Below are 22,954 nucleotides of genomic sequence, written 5' to 3'. Positions count from 1 at the left end.
AAAAGCCGAGGCCCCGTTGCCAACTAGACTCCAGATCCGGCTCCATGAGCCATCGGGAGTGATAGTGGCGGCGGGGCCTCGTCGTGTCTGTCTCGATGAACGTCTTGTTAGACTTTCGTTTCATGACGCGAGGCGCAAGTCAATACCCGATGCACAGATGTCATGCAGCATGACCAATATGGAACAGGCATGGGGCCGAGGCACAGACTGCGCTAGTCTGTGATGCACTGCATGAGCCTGCGCCTTGGCATCCTGTCACGGGTGCGAGCGTGGGCTCTCTATGACTATTCTTCCTGATACTTCCATCAGGTCAGTCGAGGTGATTGATGCTACACGTGGCGACGGACGGCAAGCAGGAATTCCTTGCGCAGCTCCAAGAGCAGCTGGACAAGCGACTTCCCAAGGACAAGGTGCAGGAAATCGCGGCCTTTGCGCGCGATTATCATGCGACGGCTTCCTTCGAGGACATGGCCGAGCGCAAGCTGGATGACCTCTACGGCTCCACTCTGGCCATATGGCACTTCCTGCAGAGTCACGCTGCCCCCAAGGTGCGCGCCTACAACCCTGACTTCGAGAAGCATGGTTGGCAGTCCACCCATACCATCATCGAAGTGCTGCACCCGGACATGCCCTTCCTGGTGGACTCGGTGCGCATCGAGCTCAATCGTCGCGGCATCACCGTGCATGCCATCCACAATGCCGTGCTGGCCGTGGCGCGCGATGCCTCCGGTCAGCTGGAGCGCGTGACCGCGCCGCGCGCCGAGAACGCTCCCGAGACGCGCGAGTCACTGATCTACATCGAGATCGATCGTCACAACGATGGCGAGATGCTCGAAGATCTGGAAAACAGCCTGAGTGAAGTGCTGGCTGAAGTGCGGGTCGCCGTGGCGGATTTCGAGGCCATGCGCTCCCAGGGGGCTCAGGCGCTCAGAGAGCTGCGTGACAACCGTCCTGCCACCGTGTCCGAGGCGGATCACCAGGAAGCCTGCGAGTTCATGGAGTGGATGGGCAACGATCACTTCACCTTCCTCGGCTATGACGAATACACCGTCGAAGAGCAGGACGACGGCACTCGCGTGCTGAGCAAGGTCGAGGGTTCCGAGCTTGGCGTCCTGAAGCTGGACCTCGAGCGCTATCACGAGCAGTCCCGCCATCAGCAGAGCGTCAACAGCGATCAGTACGTGTTGATCCCGGAGCTGCTGTCCTTCGCCAAGAGCGCCTTCCACGCCCGCGTGCACCGTCCGGCCTATCCGGACTACATCACTGTCGAGCGCTTCGATGCCGAAGGCCGCGTGATCGGCGAGCGTCGTTTCCTGGGGCTCTACACCTCCACGGTCTACAACCAGAGTCCGCGCAACGTGCCGATTCTGCGTCGCAAGGTGCAGGACGTCATGGAGGCCGCCGGGGTCAACCCGAAGGGCCACAACGGCAAGCACCTGCTGCAGATTCTGGAAGTCTATCCGCGTGATGACCTCTTCCAGATCTCCACGGATGAGCTGACCCGCACCGCCACCAGCATCCTCAATATCCGTGAGCGTCGTCGCGTGCGACTGATCGTGCGTGAAGACCGCTTCGGCAAGTTCTTCTCCGTGCTGGTGTTCGTGCCGCGCGATGTCTACTCCACCGACCTGCGCGTGCGCATCCAGAATCTGCTCTGCGAAGAGCTGGATGCCACCTTCGGTGATTTCACGCCGTATCTGTCCGAGTCCGTGCTGACACGCATCCAGTTCATCCTGCGCTTCAAGGGTGACGAGCCTGGCCAGTACGACATGCGCGCGCTGGAGAACAAGATCGCCCAGCTGGCACGCAGCTGGCGTGACGAGCTGCATGCCGCGATGGTTGAAGGCTTCGGTGAAGAGCAGGCCAATGAACTGATGAGCCGTTATCGCGATGCCTTCCCGGGCAGCTACCGTGATGACTTCTCGCCGCGCACCGCCGTCTACGACGTGGGCCATCTGCGTGCGCTGGATGAAGGCGATGTCGTGGCCTTGAGCACCTATCGTCTGGTCGAGGATGACAACTCGGGTGTCAACCTGAAGCTGTTCCACAAGCATCAGCCGATTCCGCTGTCCGACGTGCTGCCGGTTCTCGAGAACCTGGGGCTGCGCGTCATCGGCGAGCGTCCTTACGAGATCGAGCGCAGCGATGCCACCTGCTGGATCCACGATTTCGATCTGGAGCATCACGGCAAGGGCGCAGTCGAGCTGTCCGAAGTGCGCGAGAGCTTCATCGAAGCCTTCAAGAAGATCTGGTCCGGTGAAGCCGAATCCGACGCCTTCAACCGCCTGATCATCGGCTCCGGCCTTGATTGGCGTGAAGTGGCGATGCTGCGTGCCTACGCGCGTTACCTGAAGCAGATCCGCTTCGGCCTCTCCCAGGCCTACATCGCCAATGCCCTGGGCAGCCATCCGGATATCACCCGCGAGCTGGTGCAGCTGTTCAACCTGCGCTTCGACCCGCAGGGACAGGGCGATGAGGATGACGTCAGCGCCTGCCGCGAGCGCATCAATGGTCTGCTCGATCAGGTCTCCAGCCTCAACGACGACCGTCTGCTGCGTCGCTACGTGGATCTGATGATGGCCACGCTGCGCACCAACTTCTTCCAGCCGGCGGAAGATGGTCAGGCCAAGGACTACATCAGCTTCAAGCTCGATACCCGTCAGATTCCGGACGTGCCCAAGCCGCGTCCGATGTTCGAGATCTTCGTCTACTCGCCGCGCGTCGAGGGTGTACACCTGCGCGGTGGCAAGGTCGCGCGCGGTGGTCTGCGCTGGTCCGACCGTCACGAGGACTTCCGCACCGAAGTGCTGGGGCTGGTCAAGGCGCAGCAGGTCAAGAACGCGGTCATCGTGCCGGTGGGTGCCAAGGGCGGCTTCGTCTGCAAGCGCATGCCGGAAAGCAACGACCGTGACGTGATCCAGAAGGAAGGTATCGTCTGCTACCAGATCTTCATCCGCGCACTGCTCGACATCACCGACAACCTGTCCGGTGGTGACGTGGTACCGCCGAACGCCGTCGTGCGCTATGACGAAGACGACCCCTACATGGTGGTCGCGGCGGACAAGGGCACCGCGACCTTCTCCGACATCGCCAATGCCATCTCCAACGAGTACGGCTTCTGGCTGGGCGATGCCTTCGCCTCTGGTGGAGCCAACGGCTATGACCACAAGGGCATGGGCATCACCGCCAAGGGCGCCTGGGTCAGTGTGCAGCGTCACTTCCGCGAGATGGGCATCAACATCCAGGAAGACGAGTTCAGCGTGGTCGGTATCGGTGACATGGCCGGTGACGTCTTCGGCAACGGTATGCTGCTGTCCGAGAAGATCCGTCTGGTCGGTGCCTTCAACCACCGCAACATCTTCGTCGACCCGAACCCGGACACCGCGAAGAGCTTCGCCGAGCGCGAGCGTCTGTTCCGTCTGCCGCGTTCCAGCTGGGACGACTACGACAAGAGTCTGATCAGCGAAGGTGGCGGTCTGTTCTCGCGTGATGCCAAGACCATCACCATCACGCCGCAGATGAAGGAAGTCTTCGACATCCGCGAAGACCGCCTGGCGCCCAACGAGCTGATCAACGCGATACTCAAGGCGCAGGTCGATCTGATCTGGAACGGCGGTATCGGCACCTACGTCAAGGCCTCCACCGAGACTCACGCCGATGTCGGTGACAAGGCCAACGACGGTCTGCGCATCAATGGCAACGAGCTGCGCTGCAAGGTGGTCGGAGAGGGCGGCAACCTGGGGCTGACCCAGCGTGGCCGCATGGAAGCCGCAGCCAAGCGTGGCGTGCGCGTCAACACCGATTTCATCGACAACGCCGGTGGCGTGAACTGCTCGGATCACGAGGTCAACATCAAGATCCTGCTGGACGACATCGTCGCCCGCGGTGACCTGACCGACAAGCAGCGCAACCAGCAGCTGGCCGAGATGACCGACGAGGTCGGCGAGCTGGTGATCAAGGACAACTATCGCCAGACCCAGGCACTGTCGCTCTCCGAGCTGCAGTCCAAGGAAGGCATGGGCGTCTTCCGTCGCTTCATCAATGAACTCGAAGCGGCCGGTACCCTGGATCGTGAACTCGAGTTCCTGCCCTCCGATGAGGCGCTGATCGAGCGTTCCAATGCCGGTGAAGCCCTGACCCTGCCGGAACTGTCCGTGCTGGTGTCCTACGCCAAGAGCGATCTCAAGACCAGCCTGATCGCCTCTGACGTGCCGGATGACAGCTACGTGCAGCAGCATCTGGAGCGTGCCTTCCCGCGCGTGCTGATGGAGCGCTTCCCGGAGGAGATGTATCAGCACCGTCTGAAGCGTGAGATCGCCGCCACCCAGATTGCCAATGACCTGGTGGATCACATGGGCATCGCCTTCGTGCGTCGCCTGGAAGACACCACCGGTGCCGGCAAGGCCGAGATTGCGCGTGCCTACATCGTGGCGCGTGACAGCTTCAACCTGGAAGCGCTGTGGACCCAGATCGAGGCGCTGGATCACCAGGTGCCGGCCGACATGCAGTACCGCATGATGAGCGATCTGATGCGCCTGATGCGTCGCGCCACCCGCTGGTTCCTGCGTCAGCGCAGCAGCATGGGCGTCAAGGAGAGCATCTCGCACTTCGCGCCGCGTCTGGCTCAGCTGTCCGAGAGCATCGGCGAGCGCCTCAAGGGCGAAGCCCGCGAGCACTGGGAGGCTCGTCGCGACCACTACGTCGAGGCAGGCGTTCCGGAAGCGCTGGCCAGCACCATCGCGGCGACCTCAAGCCTGTATGCCGGTCTCGGCATCATCGAGGCCGCCAAGGTGACCGGCGAGAAGATCAACCGTGTGGCGGAAGCCTTCTACGGCATCGGCCATCGTCTCGAGCTGCCGTGGGTCGGCGACAAGATCAACGGCCTCGAGGTGCAGGACAGCTGGCAGGCCCAGGCGCGCGAGAGCTTCCGTGATGACCTGGATCGTCAGCAGCTGGCCCTGACCGTCAGCGTGCTCAAGCAGGACAATGCCCCGCGCGAGATCGATGAGCGTGTCGACAACTGGATGGCAAGCCATGAAGGACTGGTCAGCCGCTGGTGCTCACTGCTCGGCGAGATGAAGAGTGGTGCCCAGTTGAGCTTCCCGCTGTTCGCCGTCGCACTGCGTGAACTGGTCGATCTGGCCGAGTCCCGTCGCGAGGCGTGAGCCGGGCAGGAACTCTGCTGACCCGCGATACGCACATCTGTAAGCGTCATCGCTGAACGAAACCCCCGCCAATGGCGGGGGTTTTTTTGTGCAATCAAGAAAATCGCGATTGCCAAGGCTGGGGTAAGGTAACTGTCGTCGAGGGTCTGGTATGCTGAGGGCAGCGAGTGCAACCCCTGTTTCCTGAGCCGCATGGTTGCCGCGATGGCAGCGGTCGGCTTACGTTTTCAAGAACTTCAGTACAACAAGGCAGAGACACCATGTCACAACGTGCGTTACCCCTTGCCTGCGCCATTGCGCTCGGCCTCTCCAGTTTCGCATCCCAGGCCGTGCTGGCAGATGGCAGCCCTGCACAGCAGCGTGCCGAAGCCGCTGCGGGCAAGCTGGACATCTCCAAGTTTCTCAAGCCGCGCAGCGATGCCCACAGCCAGAACTTCCAGTTCGGTGGTACCAGTGTCCATCAGTTCACCATCAAGGAAGCCGGGCGCTATGAGATCGACGGCAACGCCAACTTCGATGTGAGTGATCCCTACACCCTGAATGCCAGCCTGGAAGACGAGCAGGGTGCGATCATCGCCACGGGCACGGGTGACAGGGCATCGGATGGCCTGAACATGAATGTCGAGCTGGAGCCCGGGGTCTACAAGCTGCGCGTACGCGCCGACAAGCTGGGTGCCGGCAAGTCGGGTGGCAATACCTATGAAGTGAACGTGGCGGGCCTCAGCGAGAGCGGTGAGAAGCTCTCCGCCGAGGAAAGCGGCATCGAGACCGGTGACGGTCTGGTGTTCCTGGACACCGATGGTGATGGCCGCCGCACTGCCTTCGTCGATGCAGACGATGAAGTGGCGACCATCAAGCCGGCCACCGTGGCCGCGGCTGAGCAGGCGGCGCGCGAGCAGAAGGCCGCCGAGACCGGCAACGCTGCCGCGGAAGGTAGCGCTACTGCCGGTGAAGCCGTCGCCAGCACGGCGACTGGCACGGCCGAAGCTGCCTCTTCTGCGTCTGCCACTACGGCGGCGGCGACCGGCAGCGCTGCTGTCACCGAGAGTGAAGCGGAGCCGGACCGTCGTTTCGATGAGATCGTCACCGATGTGCGCATTCGCGAGAAGGGCGAGGTCATGACCTTCGATGTCTCAGATCGCGGCACCGTGACCATCGACAGCGAGACCTTCCCGGGCAGTGAAGGTACCTACAAGCTGCAGATGCGTTTGCTGGATGAGAACGGCAATACCGTTGCCAGCGACAAGGGCGAAGGTTTCGAGGGCGACTTCCACCTCGAGACCGTGCTGGAACCGGGGCGCTACACCGTGTGGGTCAGCGGTCAGAAGTTCGGCACTGCCATGGAAGGGGTCAACAACTACACCGTGCGGGTGCGTCAGCTGGACGTCAAATAAGTCCAGCGATCAGACCCTGACAGTGACAAGGAAGGCGGCCCTCGGGGCCGCCTTCCTTCGTGTGTCGCTTCCTTGCCGCCTTCCTCTGTGCCTCATCTTCGTCACTTCTCTTTGTCACTTCTCTTCGTTCTCCCTCGTCATTCTTGCCTGAGGCAATCGCGTCCGGCGGAGTGTCTGTCGCGACGGGCTTCGGGTATACTTCGCGCCCAGTTCCGCTGTCGTCATGCCCCCTGTCGCTGCTGCCTGGAGATCACCATGTACTCGTTTGCTCGCTCGCTTCTGTTCAAGCTCGATCCGGAAACGGCTCATGGTGTGACGCTCAACGCCCTGGACATGGCCCATCGGCTTGGCATGGCGCGTGGATTGGGCGGTGAGGCACCACGTGACCCGGTGACGCTGATGGGCCTAGAATTCCCCAACCGTGTCGGGCTGGCTGCCGGTCTCGACAAGAATGCCGATCACCTCGATGCGCTCGCCGCCCTGGGATTCGGTTTCGTGGAGGTCGGCACGGTGACGCCGAAAGGGCAGGCTGGCAATCCGAAGCCGCGCCTGTTCCGCCTGCCGGAGCACCAGGCGATCATCAACCGCATGGGCTTCAACAATGCCGGGGTTGAGCATCTGGTCGCGAAGGTCAAGGCCAGTCAGGCGCATGGTGCCTCCGGTGTCGTGTTGGGGATCAACATCGGCAAGAACCTGACCACGGCGGTGGATGATGCGCTGAACGACTATCTGGTCTGCCTCGCGGCCGTGCATGCTCACGCCGACTACATCACCGCCAACATCTCGTCGCCCAACACGCCGGGATTGCGCAATCTGCAGTTCGGGGACCACCTCAATCAGTTGCTGGCGGGGCTGCGCGAGCGCTGTGATCAACTCGATGCCGAGCGTGGCAAGAAGGTCCCGCTGGTGATCAAGATCGCCCCTGATATGGACAGTGAAGAGATTCTGTTCGTGGCGCGGGCGTTGGCGGACAACGGCATCGATGGCGTCATCGCCACCAACACCACCATCGAGCGTACGGCGGTAGCGGGTAGTCCGCATGCGCAGGAGGCGGGCGGACTTTCCGGCGCACCGGTGCGTGAATCCTCCACCCGTGTGATTCGTGGCCTGCGTGAAGCGCTGCCGAACATGCCGATCATCGGTGTGGGCGGTATCACCGATGGCGAGAGTGCACGTGAGAAGATTGCCGCGGGGGCGGATCTGGTTCAGCTGTATTCCGGGCTGATCTATCGCGGCCCGGCGCTGATCGGAGAGTGCGCGCGTGCATTGGAGAAGGCGGATACGCTCATCAAGCTGTGATCAGACAGCCAGACAACGAAAGAGCCGCCTCCTGACATCAGAAGGCGGCCTCGGTACCGGCGTGAATGATGATGTGGCAGTGTCAGCGATGTGTCTCGTGAACTGACATTGCCGTGTTGGCTGCCATGTCCAGCCAGCGTGCACGATGCGAAGCGCTTTTGCCGTCAGGAACGGCGGTCGGGTATTGGCCCATCGAGCTCATCGGGTCCGTGGATGGTGATAGCAGGCCTGCAAGAAGCCTGCTGATGCAGTCAAGGTGAACGTTTGCCCGTGTCGTGCTCCGCGCTGAACCGTCGTTCATGCAGGCCGTCGCCTGCCGCGCATTCTCTGGAGCCATGTCGCGAGGGAATCGACACGAGCGCCAACATCTCGGCCTTTCAAGCGGAGAAGCGAGTCGGCCCCATTGCCTACTGCTTCACGCGCCTGACAGTGCCGTGCGTCTTCAAGATAGAAATAAGGCGTTACCTCCCTGGTGGCTTGTCATGTCGCTAAGCGACGTCCTTGGGATTTTCCGGGTGACATCAGCATCGACTGAGTCACCGTGAACACCTCGAGTCCTCTCTGTACGTGCCTTCCGGCGCCATTGATCAGGCGATCCGGTAGACTGATGCCGGAGAATCCGCTTGCGCAGCGCATCAGGCTGCGTGGGCGGGGTGAAAGGCGCCAGGCGCCATCTTCAGGTGTCACTCCTTGACGTCATGCATCCTGAAAGTCATCGGGACGGGAATCAACATCCCGGTGGGAGTATCCTGGTTTGTCCATTGCCGGAGCCCGCTGGGGCTCAGGACAGCACCATGGGGTTCTTGTGGATGCCGGACACGCCGGTCATGCCAGACCATTGGTCGCCACGTCCTTCGCGCCAGCCACTCATCCAGAATTCACGTAGATTGACATCGATACTGGGACAATCATCACGGGAACGACCGGTAACGCCGGCCTTGTAGCCGTGAACATAGGCACGCTGAAAGCGATCACGTTTCTGTCTCTTCATGGATGACCTCTATGTGAGAACCCATCGGCATTGGAGTCACTGTCGTGGTGTCTCTCGAGGAGACATCGTCCGGTGGCAGCGACTCGATACAGCATGGCTTGCCGAGTGAGAGAGTAGGCCGATGACCCGAAGGTCACTGCCGGCCTCGTGCTTCATCACCTCAGTGGCCACTGACCAGCCGTGTCGGGAAAGGCCGTGGATGTGAGATGATGGAGGGTCTTGCCAGTACATGCTCGAGCGTGATGGTGGATAGGTCACTGCAGGCCCGGATCTCTGCTCTGAAGGTTGTGTCATCAGAATCCTGTTTCATCGGTGGCAATGGTCACCGAGATGCAGTCGGGCATGCTGCCTGAATGAGGGTTTCGCTCCGTGAACCTCCTTTTCGCTTGGCGTGTCACCTTTCCGAATTGTAGCTACACCTATAGTTTTTAGAACACTGCCTCTGGCTTGTCGACAGCCGTATAGGAATATCGCTAGTGCCAGAAGCCAACTCACAGGAATAAGTCCGGCCTTTGCCGGTGAGAGATTCATGACTGACACGACTTCTGCGACTTCGCCGCGCGCCCCCAGCAACCCGCTCTCCACCTGGTTTGCGACCTGTCCGCGTGGCCTCGAGACCTTGCTGGCTGACGAGCTGACGTCGCTGGGTGCCGAGGTGACCGGCACCACCGTGGCCGGCGTCCACTTCAATGGAAGTCAGGAGACGGCTTACCGCACCATTCTGTGGTCACGCCTGGCCAATCGCATCATTCGCCTGCTGACCCGCGTGGGCGGCGTCGACACCGGCGAGCAGCTGCGCAAGGCGAGCGCCGGCGTCGACTGGGCAATGGAATTGCCGGATCGTGCCTCCATCGCCGTCGATTTTCACGGAACATGGAAAGATATTCGACACACCTTCTTCGGCGCTCAGACCGTCAAGGATGGCATCGTCGAGGCGATGTTCGAGGAAGGTCGCCACAAGCCGACCGTCGATGGCAAGAATGCCGATCTGCGCATCTATGCGCATCTGCACAATGGCTTCATCACCCTGGGCATCGACCTGGTGGGTCGCAGCCTGCATCAGCGTGGCTACCGCCCCGACCTCGCCCATGCGCCACTCAAAGAGAATCTGGCCGCAGCACTGCTGATGCGTGCCGATTGGCCGGCACGTGCGGCGCGGGGTGAGAGCCTGGTCGACCCGATGTGCGGTTCCGGCACGCTGCTGATCGAGGCGGCCTTGATGGCGGCGGATATCGCCCCGCAGTCGCTGAATGAAGACTTCGCCTGCCGCCACTGGGGGCGTCATGACGAGCGTATCTGGAAAGGCCTGCGCGAGGAGATGGAGCAGCGTGCCATCGCCGGGCGCCGCAAGGTCACCGCGCGTCTGTTCGGGCGTGATCATAGCCCGCAGGCGATCTCTGCCGCGCGCTCCAACGCCATGCGTGCCGGGATTCCGGCCCTGATCGAGCTGGAAGGCGCCTCCGTCGCCGAGCTGACCTGTCCTGAGGGCGCCACCACCGGCCTGGTGATGACCAACCCGCCCTACGGCGAGCGTCTGGGTGAGCTGCCGGCATTGGTGCCGCTCTATGCAAGCCTCGGTGAGCGCATGAAGCGTCACTTCGGCGGCTGGACGCTGGGCATGTTCACCGGCAACCCGGACCTCGGTCACCGTCTGGGCCTGCGTGCGCATCGTCAGTACGCCTTCCGCAACGGTCAGCTGGATTGCAAGTTGCTGATGATCGACGTGGCAGCGCGTGAGCGAGCGGTCGACGAGGACAGCGTGGCGGAAGATGCCCGCAGTCAGCCGGCACTCAGCGAGGGCGGCCAGATGTTCGCCAATCGCCTGAAGAAGAACCAGAAGACGCTGTCTCGCTGGCTCAAGCAGAGCGGTACCACCTGTTATCGCCTCTATGATGCCGACATGCCGGAATACGCGCTGGCCATCGATATCTACGGGCGTCATGTGCACGTGCAGGAATACACGCCGCCCAAGTCCGTGGATGCCAGTCAGGCGCAGCGTCGTCTGATGGATGCGCTGGCGGCGATTCCGCAGGTATTGGGCTGCTCGCCCAACGATATCCATATCAAGCAACGCACGCGTCAGGCGGGCAAGGCGCAGTACACCCGCCAGGACAGCTCCGGTCAGCGTATCGAGGTGCAGGAAGGCGACGCCAGACTGTGGGTGAACCTCAAGGACTACCTGGATACCGGCCTGTTCCTGGATCACCGTCCGGTGCGCAAGCTGCTGGGCAAGGAAGCGGACGGCAAGCGGGTGCTCAACCTGTTCTGCTATACCGCGACGGCCACCGTGCACGCGGTTTTGGGCGGTGCCAGCGAGAGTGTCAGCGTCGACATGTCCAATACCTACCTGGACTGGGGCCGCGAGAACTTCAAGCTCAATGGCATCAGCGAGAAGCGTCACCAGCTGGTGCGTGCCGACTGCCTGAAGTGGCTGGAACGTTCCCGCGAGGAGTTCGACCTGATCTTCCTGGATCCGCCGACCTTCTCCAACTCCAAGAAGATGGAAGGCACCCTGGATATCCAGCGTGATCACGCGCGCCTGATTGACCTGGCGATGGCCAGCCTGGCCCCGGGCGGCACGCTGATCTTCTCCAACAACCATCGTCGCTTCGTGATGGATGACAGCGTCAGCCAGCATCATGTGGTGGAAGACCTGTCACGCAAGCTGCTGGACCCGGACTTCAAGCGCCGTCCGGATATCCACCACGTCTTCCGCATCCGTCGCGCCAGCGACGTGAAGGGCTGAGCGATGGCCAGCGTCCCGCTGTGGCTCTACACCACGGCGGGCTGTCATCTGTGTGCTCGGCTGGAAGCCACGCTGCAGGCGCTGGGGGTCGATGTCACGCTCACGCGGGTCGAGATCGCCTTCGACGCGCAACTGAGCGAGCGTTACGCGACACGCATTCCCGTGCTGGCAAGCGCATCGGGTGCAGAGTACTCGCTGGCAGATGGCGAAGAGGCCTTGCCGGGCTGGTTGCGCGCGCAGGGCGTCGAGCAGGGCGTCGATCGGACGCCCCCTGCCAGGCGTGACTCAGGCGTCGAGCCGCAGGGGCATGTCATGCGCCATGGGCGTCGCGTTCTGCGCTGATTCGCATCATGTCCGGGCCTGAACGAAAGACCGCCGCTACCTCAAGGTAGCGGCGGTCTTCTTGTCTGCGGGTCCCTGCGGCGGCCTAGCCTTCCAGCAGTGACATCTGGCGCATGGCATCTTCGGCCTCGGGGCTGTCAGCCGTAGCCTCCAGCACCTTGGTGAAGCCACGTGAGGCCTGGATGTGAGCGAGGTCACTGACCCAGGTCATGGCCTGCTCGTAGCTTTCCGCCAGATCGTGCTTCAGTCCGCCGAACTGGGTGCCGATCTGGCCCCAGGAGCGACTGACGATCCAGTCGCCGAACATGTCCTGATGTACATGGACCAGGACGTAATCATGATGGCTTTCCCAGCGGATGATCACGCGTGACTCCCGAGGTGAAACAGAGGTGGCATGTGGATGGCTCGCAAGGCGCTGCAGGCTTGTGGCGCATGCTGCGTACGCCTAAGATGGCACGGCGGCGAACGCTGAATCATACCATTGTAATCTTCGCATGCCTTGCGGCAAGTCAGAAGCTTTGCAAGACGCCATGCGCGCGGCAACGACCGCAACGCTACCCACCGGCACAGCAAGGAACAAGGCAACAGATGCACATCATCGTGGATGATAACGTCCTTCTGGCAGAAGAGTTCTTCTCTGAATTCGGGGAAGTGATCTGTCTGCCGACCAGCGAGATCACCAATGCCGTCCTCAAGGAAGCCGACATGCTGATCTGCCGCTCCACGCTCAGGGTGGATGAGGCATTGCTGAAGGGCACTCGGGTGCGCTTCGTCGGCTCGCCGATCATCGGCACGGATCATGTCGATCTCGAATGGCTCGAGTCGGCAGGGATTCACTTCACCAATGCGCCGGGCTGCAATGCCGATTCGGTGGTGGATTACGTGCTGTCCTCGCTGTGGCATCTGGCGGAGCAGGAAGGCTTCGATCTGCAGCTCAATCGTCGTTTCGGCGTGGTCGGTGCAGGTCAGGTCGGCTCGAGGCTGATCAAGCGTCTCGAGTCGCTGGGCGCCGAGGTGCTGGTCTGTGATCCTCCGCGCGCGCTGGCGCAGGAGTCGGGAGAGGAGGCGGCAGAAGCGCTGAATTTCGTCGATATCGATCATCTCGTGGCCGAGTGTGATGTCATCTGCGTGCATACCCCGATGGTGACAGGCGGTGAGTACCCGACCCATCACCTGATCAATGCCGAGCGCATCCGTGCCATGAGGCCCGGCAGCGTATTGCTGAGCGCAGGACGCGGTGGTTGCGTGGATACTGCCGCGCTCAAGCAGCGTCTGCTGGAACAGGCTGATCTGCTGACCGTGCTGGATGTCTGGGAGAACGAGCCGGACATCGATGCGGAGCTCGCATCACTGGTGGATATCGCCACGCCGCACATCGCCGGACACAGTCTGGATGGCAAGATGCAGGGAACCGAGATCATCTATCAGCAGGCCTGCCGGCATTTCGGCCTGCCGGCACGGCGCAAGCTGGGCCAGTTGAAGCCGGACCCGTGGCTTCGCAAGCTGGTGCTGACGGGGTGGGCGCCGCCGGAAGAGGCCCTCGGTCTCTGCGTTCGGGCCTGTTACGACGTGCGCCGCGATGCCTTGGGTCTGCGTCGCTATCAGCGCCGCTTCGGCAACGCCGAGGGCTTCCTGCGTTATCGGCGTGAATATCCGTTGCGTCGCGAGTTCTCCACGCTGCGCGTCGAACTCAAGAAGAACGCCCGTGAGCTGCGTGAAGTGCTGGAAGGCTTCGGCTTCTCGCGTGTGAAGCTGGCCAGCAAATGATGTGACATGTCATCTCTCCTGCGATATCCACCTGCAGGAGGTGTCGAGGCCGAGTGACGGATCTCGATCGTCAGGCAGTCAGAACGCCCCTGTCAGCTTCGCTGGCAGGGGCGTTCTCGTCTCAGGTACGGATGTGGGGCGGGTGACCCGGTAGATGAAACCGGTTCTCGGACGTTTCGGACTGCGACCTTGGTCGATATAATGTCGCCCAAAAATACGCTGACGACAGATGTCAGGGCGCGCCCCGGGCGACTTGTCCGAGGGTGGTGTGGCCCGCTGGCTCCCCGCGTACTCCCCGTTTCTCGTGCCTTCTGCCATGCCCGTCACGACGGCGCGTGTCGGCGTCCTCATTTCCTGAAGATGGTGTCCTGAATGCAACAATCTCCTGATAGACCAGCCGAGGGCGGTGGCTTTCGCCCTCCCTCCCTGCTGGATGCTCTGATCCCCATCGTGCTGGTCATCGCCATGCTGGTGCTGGCGGTCGTGCTGTTCGGCGCCGATGCTTCCTGGGGGCCGAATCAGGTGGCATTGCTGTCTGGCGCGATGATCGCGGGAGTCATCGGCCTCAAGAACGGTTATCGCTGGAGCGATATCGAAGAGGGGATCAACAAGGGGATCCAGATCTCGCTGGGCGCGATCCTGATCCTGCTGGCGGTAGGCGCGATGATCGGTACCTGGATTCTCGGTGGCACCGTGCCGGCGATGATCTACTACGGGCTGGATGTGATCGCGCCTCAGTATTTCTATGCCTCGGCATGTCTGCTGTGCGCGCTGGTGGCGCTGTCGGTGGGGAGCTCCTGGACGGTGGCCGGCACCATCGGTATTGGCCTGATCGGCATTGCCGATGGGCTGGGGCTTTCCGAGGCGATCACGGCAGGTGCGGTGATTTCCGGGGCCTACTTCGGTGACAAGCTCTCGCCACTGTCGGATACCACCAATCTGGCGCCGGCGGCGGCGGGGACCACGCTGTTCGCGCACATTCGTCACATGCTGTGGACGACGGTTCCCAGCATCCTGCTCGCGCTGGCAGGCTTTCTGTGGCTGGGCCACGACTCCGTCTCCAGCCTGCAGACGCCGGAGCAGGTCGCCAACCTGCGTGCCCAGCTGGGTGAGCAGTTCAACATCGGCCTGCACCTGCTGATTCCGCTGCTGGTGCTGCTGGTGATGGCCGTGCGTCAGATGCCCGCCTTCCCGGCGATCTTCATCGGTGCGGTGCTCGGGGGTGTCTTCGCGGTCATCTTCCAGCCACAGGCCGTGGCGGGACTGGCGAATGTCCCTGACATGTCCACCGCCATGGCGCTGCTCAAGGGCGTATGGATGTCGATGTTCGATGGCTATGTCTCCCACAGCGGCGATGAGGTGATCGACTCGCTGCTCTCCAAGGGCGGCATGAGCAGCATGCTCAACACCGTGTGGTTGATCCTCTCGGCGATGACCTTCGGTGGCGTGATCGAACGACTCGGCCTGCTGGAGCGTCTGGTGCAGAGCCTGCTGGGCGCGACGCGCAATGCCGGTTCGCTGGTCATCACCACGCTGGGCACCTGCCTGGCCTCCAATGTGGTGACCGGGGATCAATACATCTCGGTCATCCTGCCGGGGCGCATGTATCGCGCTGAATTCCGCCGCCGTCGCCTGGCGCCGGTCAATCTGTCGCGGGCACTGGAAGATTCCGGCACCATCACCTCGCCACTGATTCCCTGGAACAGCTGCGGCGCCTACATGGCGGCAACGCTGGGGGTCGCGACTCTCAGTTATCTGCCGTTTGCGCTGTTCAATCTGGTCAATCTGGTGCTGGCGGTGGCCTATGCGATGGTCGGCTTCAAGCTGGAGCGTCTGGCCGAAGGTGACGAGGCGGATGGCGGAGAGCCGACTCCGCTGGCCGAATCTCTGGTGCTGGATACCCCTCATGAGACGGCAGAGTCTCGCTGATTGACGTACTGGGTGACAGAGACAGGCAAGCCCGCCGCGTGGTGAACGCGGCGGGCTTTTTCATGGGCACTCGAGGGGGGCGTCCAGCGTTCAGTCAGTGCACTGATGACGTGTGAGGCGTATCAGGAACTCGCGATAGCGCTCCAGTTCGGCGATGTCGATGTACTCATCCGCCTTGTGGGCCTGCGTGATGGAGCCTGGCCCGCAGACGACAGTCGAGAAACCGCGATCCTGGAACCAGCCCGCTTCCGAGCAGAAGCCGACACCGCAGCGTTCACGCTGACCCGTCAGCGCAAAGGCCAGCGTCTCTGCCTTGCCGTCGGGCTCTGGCGTGAGCGCCGGTACCGAGGCGTAGTCCTCCAGTGTCTGGATGGCGCACTCCGGTGAGTGCTCCTGCATCTCGAGGGCCAGTCGGGCGGTGAAGTCATCGACTCGCGCGCGTACCGCGTCAGGGGTATCACCGGGCAGGTTGCGCAGCTCCCAATGCAGGCGAGCATCCTTGGCAATGATGTTGGTCGCATTGCCGCCCTGGATGGTGCTGACGTGCAGCGTGGAGTACGGGGGCTCGAACAGTTCGCCCCGTGAGGCCTGGGTGCGCAGGTCGTTTGCCGTGCGCTCCAGCTCCGAGATGATGCGCGCGGCGTAGAACGTGGCCGAGACACCCAGGTCCGGTCGGCTCGAATGCGCCGGCACGCCAGTCACTTCCGTGCGCCAGTCATGCACCCCCTTGTGCGCCGAGACTACGCGTCCCTCCGTCGGTTCGCCGATGATGACGGCGGCGACGTCGGGCAGCGTGTCGCGCATGTGGTCGATCAGTGGCAGACAGCCCAGACAGGTGCTTTCCTCATCGTAGGAGAAGGCAAGGTGGAGTGGTCGCTTGAGGGGAGCATCAAGAAAATCCGGCACCATCGCCAGGCACAGGCCGATGAAGCCTTTCATGTCCACCGAGCCACGACCGTAAAGACGACCCTCCTTCAGCGTGGCCTGATAAGGGTCATGGGACCAGTTCTGGCCGCTTACGGGCACGGTATCGGTATGGCCGGAGAGCACGACACCACCGGCCACCGCGGGCCCTATCGTGGCGAGCAGCGAGGCCTTGTCGCCTTCGGCATTCGAAAGCACGCTCGCCTGGATGCCATGTTCGGCCAGCAGATCGCGAACGAAGTGGATCAATGCCAGATTGGAGCGATCCGAGGTGGTATCGAAGGCAATCAGGCGAGTGATGATGTCGAGGGTGCGTTGCATGTCGAGCCTCATGAGGCATGGCGCCGTTCGGGGAGGGGCCGGGTGTGAAAGCCCGAGGGGATCACATTGGCGCTGAACGGACGCAGGAGTCTGCTTTATGCAGTTGCCTGCATGCCAAGTCAATCGTGGCCGCAACCCCCTGTGGCACTTCGTGGCCGATCACGATGTGCCGCGAGGCATGCTTGGGAGTCTGCGGGGTCAGCCCTGACGCAAGAAGCCCGCCTCGTGACTCACGTGGCGGGCTTCTGCATCGCTCAAGTGTGCGGTGCTGCTCGAGGCTTACTTGTAGGCAGCGGCCTTGAGCGCGGCGATACGGTCATCCAGCGGCGGGTGGCTGGCGAACAGCTGCTCCATCAGCTTGCGGCTCTTGCCGGTGGTGATGGCGAAGGCGGTCATGGTGTCAGGCATCTGGTCCGGCAGCTCATGTTCCTGCTTGAGGCGTGCCAGCGCGTTGATCATCGAACCGCTGCCCGCGAGACTCGCGCCTGCGGCATCCGCACGATATTCGCGCCAGCGCGAGAACCAGGCGACGATCATCGAGGCCACCAGGCCCAGCACCAGTTCAAGGACGAAGACCACGGCCATGTAGCCGAAGAAGCCCAGGCCGCCGCTGTTGTCATCTCGCTTCAGGAAGGCGTCGATGGCATGTGCGGCAATGCGCGCGAAGAACATCACGAAGGTGTTCACCACGCCCTGGATCAGCGTCAGCGTCACCATGTCGCCGTTGGCCACGTGACCGATCTCGTGCGCCAGTACCGCACGCACTTCCTCGGGACGCATGCGATTGAGCAGGCCGGCCGAGACGGCGACCAGCGCATCGTTGCGGTTCCAGCCGGTGGCGAAGGCATTGGATTGCTGCGCCGGGAAGATGCCGACTTCCGGCATCTTGATGCCGGCGTCGCGAGACAGTTCCTCGACGGTCGTCAGCAGCCAGCGTTCGGTATCGTTCTGTGGCTGTTCGATGATCACGGTGCCTGTCGAGGACTTGGCCATCATCTTGGACAGGAACAGCGAGATCACCGAGCCGGCCATGCCGATGATGAAGCAGAAGATCAACAGGGCGGTGTAATTGATGCCGTTGGCTTCCATGTAGCCATCGAAGCCCAGCAGGCGCAGCGTGACACTGGCCAGCAGCACCACCGCCAGGTTGGTGATCAGAAAGAGGGCTATCCGCATCATGGGGTCAGGTCTCCAATGCCAATCTATCGGTAAGGCGCAATTATCTGCCCGCCATGCTGACAGTGAGATGAATCACTGCGACATGGCGGGCAGATGGCGCGTAACAGGAAGGTATCACCACCGTGCCGGTGTGCGTAGACCTTTCGTGAGGCAGGTATCGACACCGTGGCGTCAGGCCGTCTCGAGGCTCAGTGCTGCGGGAGCCTGCCGCAGGAAAGAGGTGTCTCAGCTCTTGCGGCGGCGCGCCAGGAAACGACCGAGACGCTCGATGGCCTCTTCCAGCTGGTCGGCGTAGGGCAGGGTGACGATGCGCAGGTGATCCGGATTCGGCCAGTTGAAGGCGGTGCCCTGCACCAGCAGCATCTTCTCTTCCAGCAACAGCTCCAGCACCATCTGCTGGTCGTCCTCGAAGGGATACATCTCCGGGTCGAGACGCGGGAACATGTAGAGCGCGCCCTTGGGCTTCACGCAGCTGACGCCGGGGATCTCGTTGAGCTTCTTCCAGGCCGCATCACGCTGGGCCAGCAGACGGCCACCCGGTAGCACCAGGTCGTTGATGGACTGATAGCCGCCGAGTGCCGTCTGGATGGCGTGCTGGGCCGGGACATTGGCGCACAGGCGCATGCTGGCCAGCATGTCGAGACCGGAGATGAAGTCGGCGGCGGGGCGCTTGTCACCGGAGAGAATCATCCAGCCTGAGCGGAACCCTGCGCAGCGATAGCTCTTGGACAGGCCATTCATGGTCACGACCAGCAGATCATCGGCCAACGCACCGGTGGAGACGTGCTCGGTATCGTCATAGAGGATCTTGTCGTAGATCTCATCCGAGAACACCACCAGGCCGTATTCCCGCGCAACCTGCAGGATGTCCTTCACGACGGCTGGCGGGTAGACCGCGCCGGTCGGGTTGTTCGGGTTGATCAGCACGATGCCCTTGGTGTGGCTGGTCACCTTGGCGCGGATGTCCTCGATGGAGGGAGCCCAGTCCTGCGCCTCGTCACACAGATAGTGCACGGCACGACCACCGGCCAGATTGGCGGCAGCGGTCCACAGGGGATAATCCGGTGCTGGTACCAGCAGCTCGTCACCATCATCGAGCAGGGCCTGCATGGCCAGCACGATCAGCTCCGAGACACCGTTGCCGATGTAGATGTCCTCGATGCCGACACCCTGGATGTCCTTGCGCTGACACTCCTGCATGATCGCCTTGCGCGCCGAGTAAAGCCCCTTGGAGTCACAGTAGCCCTGCGCGGTCGGCAGATTGCGCATCACGTCCTGCAGGATCTCTTCCGGTGCCTCGAAGCCGAAGGGCGCCGGGTTGCCGATATTGAGCTTGAGAATGCGATGACCTTCGTCCTCGAGACGCTTGGCGTGTTCGAGAACCGGCCCGCGAATGTCGTAGCAGACGTTGTCCAGCTTGTGTGACTTGCGAATTTCGCGGGGCTTTCTTTGCTCGGTATCCATGGTGCTTTCCGTAGATCTCCGTCACGTAAGGTGTAGGGGCGAGTGTCCAGCATATCGCGCCGCCTGCCTGCCGCGCCACGGCCAAGGGCCAATAGCGTGGTTAAATTTGCGGTTTGAAATGTTCAGGCAGAAAAAAATCCCGCCAGAGGTTATCTGGCAGGATTTTCAACTGGCTTGCAGGCATGGTCCGCGAGTGAGATCTGAATTCGACCGTCGTTATCTCACTGTTCTGGTAGCGTTATTCGCTCGCGGACTCAGGCGGTTCGCTTATCCGTGCGCCATCTTGCGTCTCGCCACTGGCTTCCGGCACCGGCTCGGCGGGAATGTCCGCCGGCGTTTCCAGCGTCAGGCGCCCGAGCTTGCCATCGCGCAGTTCGTGCAGCAGCACCTCTGCACCGCGATGTAGATCGATGATGCCACCGGCGCGCAGGCCGCCACGCTTGCTGGCGATCTCTTCCAGAATCGCGACCCCGTTGAAGCCCGAGAGCGCCATCAGGTCGACCTTGCGCGGGCCATCACTCTCGACTCGCTCGGCGTCAGGGTTGGCACTGTAGGCCGGCAGTGACTTGAGCTTGTAGCGAGCGATCAGCTCATCGGGATAGCGCCTGGCCAGCTCCGCCGCCACGACCACCGCCACATCGGTGTAGTCGATGGCGGTATCCCGAATCGCGCCGCTGCCGGCCAGACGGTAGGCGCTGGCCTGATCCTCGATCTTTGGCCACATCACCCCGGGGGTGTCGATCAGGGCGATGCCGCCATCGATGCGAATCTTCTGCTGACGCTTGGTGACGGCGGGCTCGTTGCCGGTCTTGGCGATCTTGCGACCCGCCAGACCATTGATCAGCGTCGACTTTCCGACGTTGGGGATGCCCATCACCATCACGCGCGCATCACGATCGACACGGATGTGACCGGCCATCTCGCGACACAGCCGCGGGATCTGCTTGAGGTCACGCGCCTCAAGCGTGGTGATCGCCAGTGCACGGGTATCGGGCAGGGCATCGAAATACTCGACCCATTCACGCGTGCGTGCCGGGTCCGCCAGGTCTGCACGTGACAGCAGCTTGAGGACCGGCTTGTGACGGGTCAGTTCGGACAGCACCGGATTGGTGCTGGAGTAGGGGAGGCGGGCATCGAGGACTTCGATGACCACGTCGATCTCGGGCAGCGCGTCCTTTATCTGACGACGCGCCTTGTGCATGTGTCCCGGGTACCAGCCCAGCATGTTGCTTCTCCTGCCGTCAGGGGTATGACGGTTGTCCTGTCACCTCTTGTCCTGCCTCCTCGCCCGCCTGTCAGGAGTCGCTCACCAATGGAGGTGGCGATAGATGACAGGCAGCAAGAAGAGGGGACGCGTATGGCGGCGCATTCTACCAGAGGCCGCTCGGCCATGGAGAAACGCTGGCATCGTCTTCTCGCGCTCTGGCGTCTCAGCTGCGCACCGGCTTGAAGCGCAGCGACACCGAGTTGATGCAATAGCGCTGCCCTGTCTCGGTAGGGCCGTCGGGAAAGACGTGTCCCAGATGGGATTCGCAACGACGACAGCGCACTTCGACACGTCGCATACCATGGCTGGTGTCGAAATGCTCTTCGACGGCGGCATCCGCATAGGGCCGATCAAAGCTCGGCCAGCCACAGCCGGCGTCGAACTTGGTGTCGTTGTCGAACAGCTTCGCGTCGCAGGCGATGCAGTGATAGGTGCCCGGTGTCGGGCTGACCTCGTGATCGCCACTGAAGGGGCGTTCGGTACCGGCTTCACGTGCGACGCGATACTGCTCCGGCGTCAGACGCTTGCGCCATTCCTCTTCACTGCGGATCAACTTGTCCTGGGTCGGCTTGTCTTGCTCGCTCATGGTCTCTTCTCTCTATGCGTTTCTCGAATCGACGCCCGCGCGAACCTGCAAGCAAGTTCCCGTGAGCGGCAATCCGAAACAATGGCTACCGGTCTTCACTCGACACCCGGTACATACCCCAAGAATGCGGGCGTCAGGGCGTGACCACAAGCACGTGGTGGATGCACTTGGCCAACGCCGGAAAAATCCTGTTGAAGCAGGGGGTTGACGAAGGGGAGGGGGCTTTGTAATATACGCGCCACCTCGACGAGGCAAGAACGTTACGTCCCATTCGTCTAGTGGTCCAGGACACCGCCCTTTCACGGCGGTAACAGGGGTTCGAACCCCCTATGGGACGCCACTTCTTGCAGCGTAGAGATCGGAGTGCGGGAATAGCTCAGTGGTAGAGCACAACCTTGCCAAGGTTGGGGTCGCGAGTTCGAATCTCGTTTCCCGCTCCAAAGGAAAAGGCAATGCGACAAGGTCGCGAGCTGGTTCGCCAGTCCGATCGAATCTCGTTTCCCGCTCCAGTGTGTCCCATTCGTCTAGTGGTCCAGGACACCGCCCTTTCACGGCGGTAACAGGGGTTCGAACCCCCTATGGGACGCCATCTTCGGTCTTGTGTGGTCGCATTATCTGCTTGTGTTGCGGGAATAGCTCAGTGGTAGAGCACAACCTTGCCAAGGTTGGGGTCGCGAGTTCGAATCTCGTTTCCCGCTCCAGTACGTCCCATTCGTCTAGTGGTCCAGGACACCGCCCTTTCACGGCGGTAACAGGGGTTCGAACCCCCTATGGGACGCCATGCAGAGCATGATGGTGTGGCAAGCCAGCAGTAAGACAGATGTCGTGAGCACAGCTTCATGACACCCGGTGCGGGAATAGCTCAGTGGTAGAGCACAACCTTGCCAAGGTTGGGGTCGCGAGTTCGAATCTCGTTTCCCGCTCCATTCGGAACAAGTGGTGTGACAAGGTCGCGAGCTGAACGTCAGCCCGGTCGAATCCCATCTCTCGCTCCAGAGGAAAAGGCAATGCGACAAGGTCGCGAGCTGGTTCGCCAGTCCGATCGAATCTCGTTTCCCGCTCCAGTACGTCCCATTCGTCTAGTGGTCCAGGACACCGCCCTTTCACGGCGGTAACAGGGGTTCGAACCCCCTATGGGACGCCATTCTGTTTGACAGCGCAGTTTTTGGTTTCGACAGGCGGGAATAGCTCAGTGGTAGAGCACAACCTTGCCAAGGTTGGGGTCGCGAGTTCGAATCTCGTTTCCCGCTCCAGTCGAAAAGTGGAAAGTCATTGGGTCGCGATCTGGAGCGCCAGTCCGCTGGAAAGCCAGTCCTATCGAATCTCGTTTCCCGCTCCAGTCGAACACGATGTGATTGATGAAATAGCAGTGCCCCATCGCCTGACAGACACGATCATCGTGCCACGTCACCGGCGATTTTTTTGTGCCTGAAATTCCTCCTCAGCCCGTTCTGCACCGGTCCTTGGTGTTGTCCTCCCAGTTGATTTTCTCCCTCCTGCTTGTTTCCCGTATCGCACTAATGCCTTTCCTGCAGCGTGCCTGATGTGGCAGCGCTGAATGCGTTACCATGCGCATCCAA

General features: G+C 61.9%; 14 protein-coding genes and 8 tRNA genes. 15 read left to right on the top strand and 7 right to left on the bottom strand.

Features of this window, described 5'->3' with window-relative positions; all coding sequences use genetic code 11:
- Positions 1-326 precede the first annotated feature (326 nt).
- From BOH68_RS14220 to BOH68_RS14210, 3 genes are all read left to right on the top strand, one after another.
- Entirely contained in the window at positions 327-5,165 is a 4,839-nt protein-coding gene (locus BOH68_RS14220) for an NAD-glutamate dehydrogenase (protein ID WP_077378435.1), read from the top strand.
- 260 nt (positions 5,166-5,425) lie between these two features.
- Positions 5,426-6,559 (top strand): hypothetical protein, encoded by a 1,134-nt coding sequence (locus BOH68_RS14215; protein WP_077378437.1) that lies wholly within the window; start codon positions 5,426-5,428, stop codon positions 6,557-6,559.
- Positions 6,560-6,814: 255 nt separating this feature from the next.
- Positions 6,815-7,858 carry a quinone-dependent dihydroorotate dehydrogenase gene (locus tag BOH68_RS14210; protein WP_077378440.1) on the top strand — a complete coding sequence of 348 codons (1,044 nt, stop codon included), beginning with the start codon at positions 6,815-6,817 and terminating at the stop codon, positions 7,856-7,858.
- Between the two features lie 781 nt (positions 7,859-8,639).
- Here the strand turns inward: BOH68_RS14210 and rmf are convergent.
- Positions 8,640-8,849 carry a ribosome modulation factor gene (gene rmf, locus BOH68_RS14205; RefSeq protein ID WP_043334308.1) on the bottom strand — a complete coding sequence of 70 codons (210 nt, stop codon included), beginning with the start codon at positions 8,847-8,849 and terminating at the stop codon, positions 8,640-8,642.
- A gap of 529 nt (positions 8,850-9,378) precedes the next feature.
- Here rmf and rlmKL point away from each other — a divergent pair.
- Together rlmKL and BOH68_RS14195 are read left to right on the top strand one after the other, a co-directional pair.
- Complete coding sequence (gene rlmKL / locus BOH68_RS14200; protein ID WP_077378443.1) at positions 9,379-11,595, top strand: bifunctional 23S rRNA (guanine(2069)-N(7))-methyltransferase RlmK/23S rRNA (guanine(2445)-N(2))-methyltransferase RlmL; 2,217 nt, start codon at positions 9,379-9,381, stop codon at positions 11,593-11,595.
- Positions 11,596-11,598: 3 nt separating this feature from the next.
- Entirely contained in the window at positions 11,599-11,937 is a 339-nt protein-coding gene (locus BOH68_RS14195) for a glutaredoxin family protein (protein ID WP_077378446.1), read from the top strand.
- A gap of 85 nt (positions 11,938-12,022) precedes the next feature.
- Here the strand turns inward: BOH68_RS14195 and BOH68_RS14190 are convergent, their stop codons facing one another.
- Positions 12,023-12,301, bottom strand: a complete 279-nt coding sequence (locus BOH68_RS14190; RefSeq protein ID WP_077378449.1) for a WGR domain-containing protein — start codon at positions 12,299-12,301, stop codon at positions 12,023-12,025.
- A 224-nt stretch (positions 12,302-12,525) separates the two neighbouring features.
- On the opposite strand from BOH68_RS14190, the gene pdxB reads away from it, so the two are divergent.
- Together pdxB and nhaC are read left to right on the top strand one after the other, a co-directional pair.
- The gene (pdxB, locus tag BOH68_RS14185) at positions 12,526-13,704 is read left to right on the top strand and encodes a 4-phosphoerythronate dehydrogenase PdxB (RefSeq protein ID WP_077378452.1); all 1,179 of its coding nucleotides are present in this window, start codon (positions 12,526-12,528) and stop codon (positions 13,702-13,704) included.
- Positions 13,705-14,076: 372 nt separating this feature from the next.
- A complete protein-coding gene (nhaC, locus tag BOH68_RS14180) occupies positions 14,077-15,633 on the top strand; it encodes a Na+/H+ antiporter NhaC (RefSeq protein ID WP_077378455.1) in 1,557 nt (518 codons plus the stop codon).
- A gap of 90 nt (positions 15,634-15,723) precedes the next feature.
- Here the strand turns inward: nhaC and argE are convergent, their stop codons facing one another.
- The 5 genes from argE to msrB all read right to left on the bottom strand — a co-directional run bounded on the left by argE (position 15,724) and on the right by msrB (position 21,374).
- Positions 15,724-16,878 (bottom strand): acetylornithine deacetylase, encoded by a 1,155-nt coding sequence (gene argE / locus BOH68_RS14175; RefSeq protein ID WP_219815846.1) that lies wholly within the window; start codon positions 16,876-16,878, stop codon positions 15,724-15,726.
- 279 nt (positions 16,879-17,157) lie between these two features.
- A complete protein-coding gene (gene htpX, locus BOH68_RS14170) occupies positions 17,158-18,057 on the bottom strand; it encodes a protease HtpX (RefSeq protein ID WP_077378460.1) in 900 nt (299 codons plus the stop codon).
- A gap of 225 nt (positions 18,058-18,282) precedes the next feature.
- Positions 18,283-19,521 (bottom strand): pyridoxal phosphate-dependent aminotransferase, encoded by a 1,239-nt coding sequence (locus BOH68_RS14165; protein WP_077378462.1) that lies wholly within the window; start codon positions 19,519-19,521, stop codon positions 18,283-18,285.
- A 238-nt stretch (positions 19,522-19,759) separates the two neighbouring features.
- Complete coding sequence (gene ylqF / locus BOH68_RS14160) at positions 19,760-20,746, bottom strand: ribosome biogenesis GTPase YlqF (RefSeq protein WP_077378465.1); 987 nt, start codon at positions 20,744-20,746, stop codon at positions 19,760-19,762.
- A gap of 205 nt (positions 20,747-20,951) precedes the next feature.
- Positions 20,952-21,374, bottom strand: a complete 423-nt coding sequence (gene msrB, locus BOH68_RS14155) for a peptide-methionine (R)-S-oxide reductase MsrB (RefSeq protein WP_077378468.1) — start codon at positions 21,372-21,374, stop codon at positions 20,952-20,954.
- 264 nt (positions 21,375-21,638) lie between these two features.
- Between msrB and BOH68_RS14150 the strand changes: the two genes are divergently transcribed.
- The 8 genes from BOH68_RS14150 (at position 21,639) to BOH68_RS14115 (ending at position 22,627) form a co-directional block, all read left to right on the top strand.
- A tRNA-Glu gene (locus tag BOH68_RS14150) sits at positions 21,639-21,714 on the top strand.
- A gap of 25 nt (positions 21,715-21,739) precedes the next feature.
- Positions 21,740-21,814: transfer RNA gene (locus BOH68_RS14145), tRNA-Gly, on the top strand.
- Positions 21,815-21,887: 73 nt separating this feature from the next.
- A tRNA-Glu gene (locus BOH68_RS14140) sits at positions 21,888-21,963 on the top strand.
- A 37-nt stretch (positions 21,964-22,000) separates the two neighbouring features.
- A tRNA-Gly gene (locus BOH68_RS14135) sits at positions 22,001-22,075 on the top strand.
- A 4-nt stretch (positions 22,076-22,079) separates the two neighbouring features.
- Positions 22,080-22,155, top strand: a tRNA-Glu gene (locus BOH68_RS14130).
- A gap of 70 nt (positions 22,156-22,225) precedes the next feature.
- Positions 22,226-22,300 (top strand) — tRNA-Gly (locus BOH68_RS14125).
- Positions 22,301-22,442: 142 nt separating this feature from the next.
- Positions 22,443-22,518, top strand: a tRNA-Glu gene (locus BOH68_RS14120).
- A 34-nt stretch (positions 22,519-22,552) separates the two neighbouring features.
- Positions 22,553-22,627, top strand: a tRNA-Gly gene (locus BOH68_RS14115).
- Positions 22,628-22,954 lie beyond the last annotated feature (327 nt).

The organism is Cobetia sp. MM1IDA2H-1, assembly GCF_002916775.2.
Taxonomy (GTDB): Bacteria; Pseudomonadota; Gammaproteobacteria; order Pseudomonadales; family Halomonadaceae; genus Cobetia; species Cobetia marina.
This window is presented reverse-complemented; position numbering and strand designations above follow the sequence as displayed.

What these genes read in the sequence shown, in the direction of transcription:
- BOH68_RS14195 (WP_077378446.1), top strand. Translation starts at nt 11,599, where the DNA reads ATGGCCAGCGTCCCGCTGTGGCTCTACACCACGGCGGGCTGTCATCTG.
- BOH68_RS14215 (WP_077378437.1), top strand. Translation starts at nt 5,426, where the DNA reads ATGTCACAACGTGCGTTACCCCTTGCCTGCGCCATTGCGCTCGGCCTC.
- rlmKL (WP_077378443.1), top strand. Translation starts at nt 9,379, where the DNA reads ATGACTGACACGACTTCTGCGACTTCGCCGCGCGCCCCCAGCAACCCG.
- msrB (WP_077378468.1), bottom strand. Translation starts at nt 21,374, where the DNA reads ATGAGCGAGCAAGACAAGCCGACCCAGGACAAGTTGATCCGCAGTGAA.
- argE (WP_219815846.1), bottom strand. Translation starts at nt 16,878, where the DNA reads ATGCAACGCACCCTCGACATCATCACTCGCCTGATTGCCTTCGATACC.
- BOH68_RS14220 (WP_077378435.1), top strand. Translation starts at nt 327, where the DNA reads ATGCTACACGTGGCGACGGACGGCAAGCAGGAATTCCTTGCGCAGCTC.
- BOH68_RS14165 (WP_077378462.1), bottom strand. Translation starts at nt 19,521, where the DNA reads ATGGATACCGAGCAAAGAAAGCCCCGCGAAATTCGCAAGTCACACAAG.
- nhaC (WP_077378455.1), top strand. Translation starts at nt 14,077, where the DNA reads ATGCAACAATCTCCTGATAGACCAGCCGAGGGCGGTGGCTTTCGCCCT.
- BOH68_RS14210 (WP_077378440.1), top strand. Translation starts at nt 6,815, where the DNA reads ATGTACTCGTTTGCTCGCTCGCTTCTGTTCAAGCTCGATCCGGAAACG.
- htpX (WP_077378460.1), bottom strand. Translation starts at nt 18,057, where the DNA reads ATGATGCGGATAGCCCTCTTTCTGATCACCAACCTGGCGGTGGTGCTG.
- rmf (WP_043334308.1), bottom strand. Translation starts at nt 8,849, where the DNA reads ATGAAGAGACAGAAACGTGATCGCTTTCAGCGTGCCTATGTTCACGGC.
- pdxB (WP_077378452.1), top strand. Translation starts at nt 12,526, where the DNA reads ATGCACATCATCGTGGATGATAACGTCCTTCTGGCAGAAGAGTTCTTC.
- ylqF (WP_077378465.1), bottom strand. Translation starts at nt 20,746, where the DNA reads ATGCTGGGCTGGTACCCGGGACACATGCACAAGGCGCGTCGTCAGATA.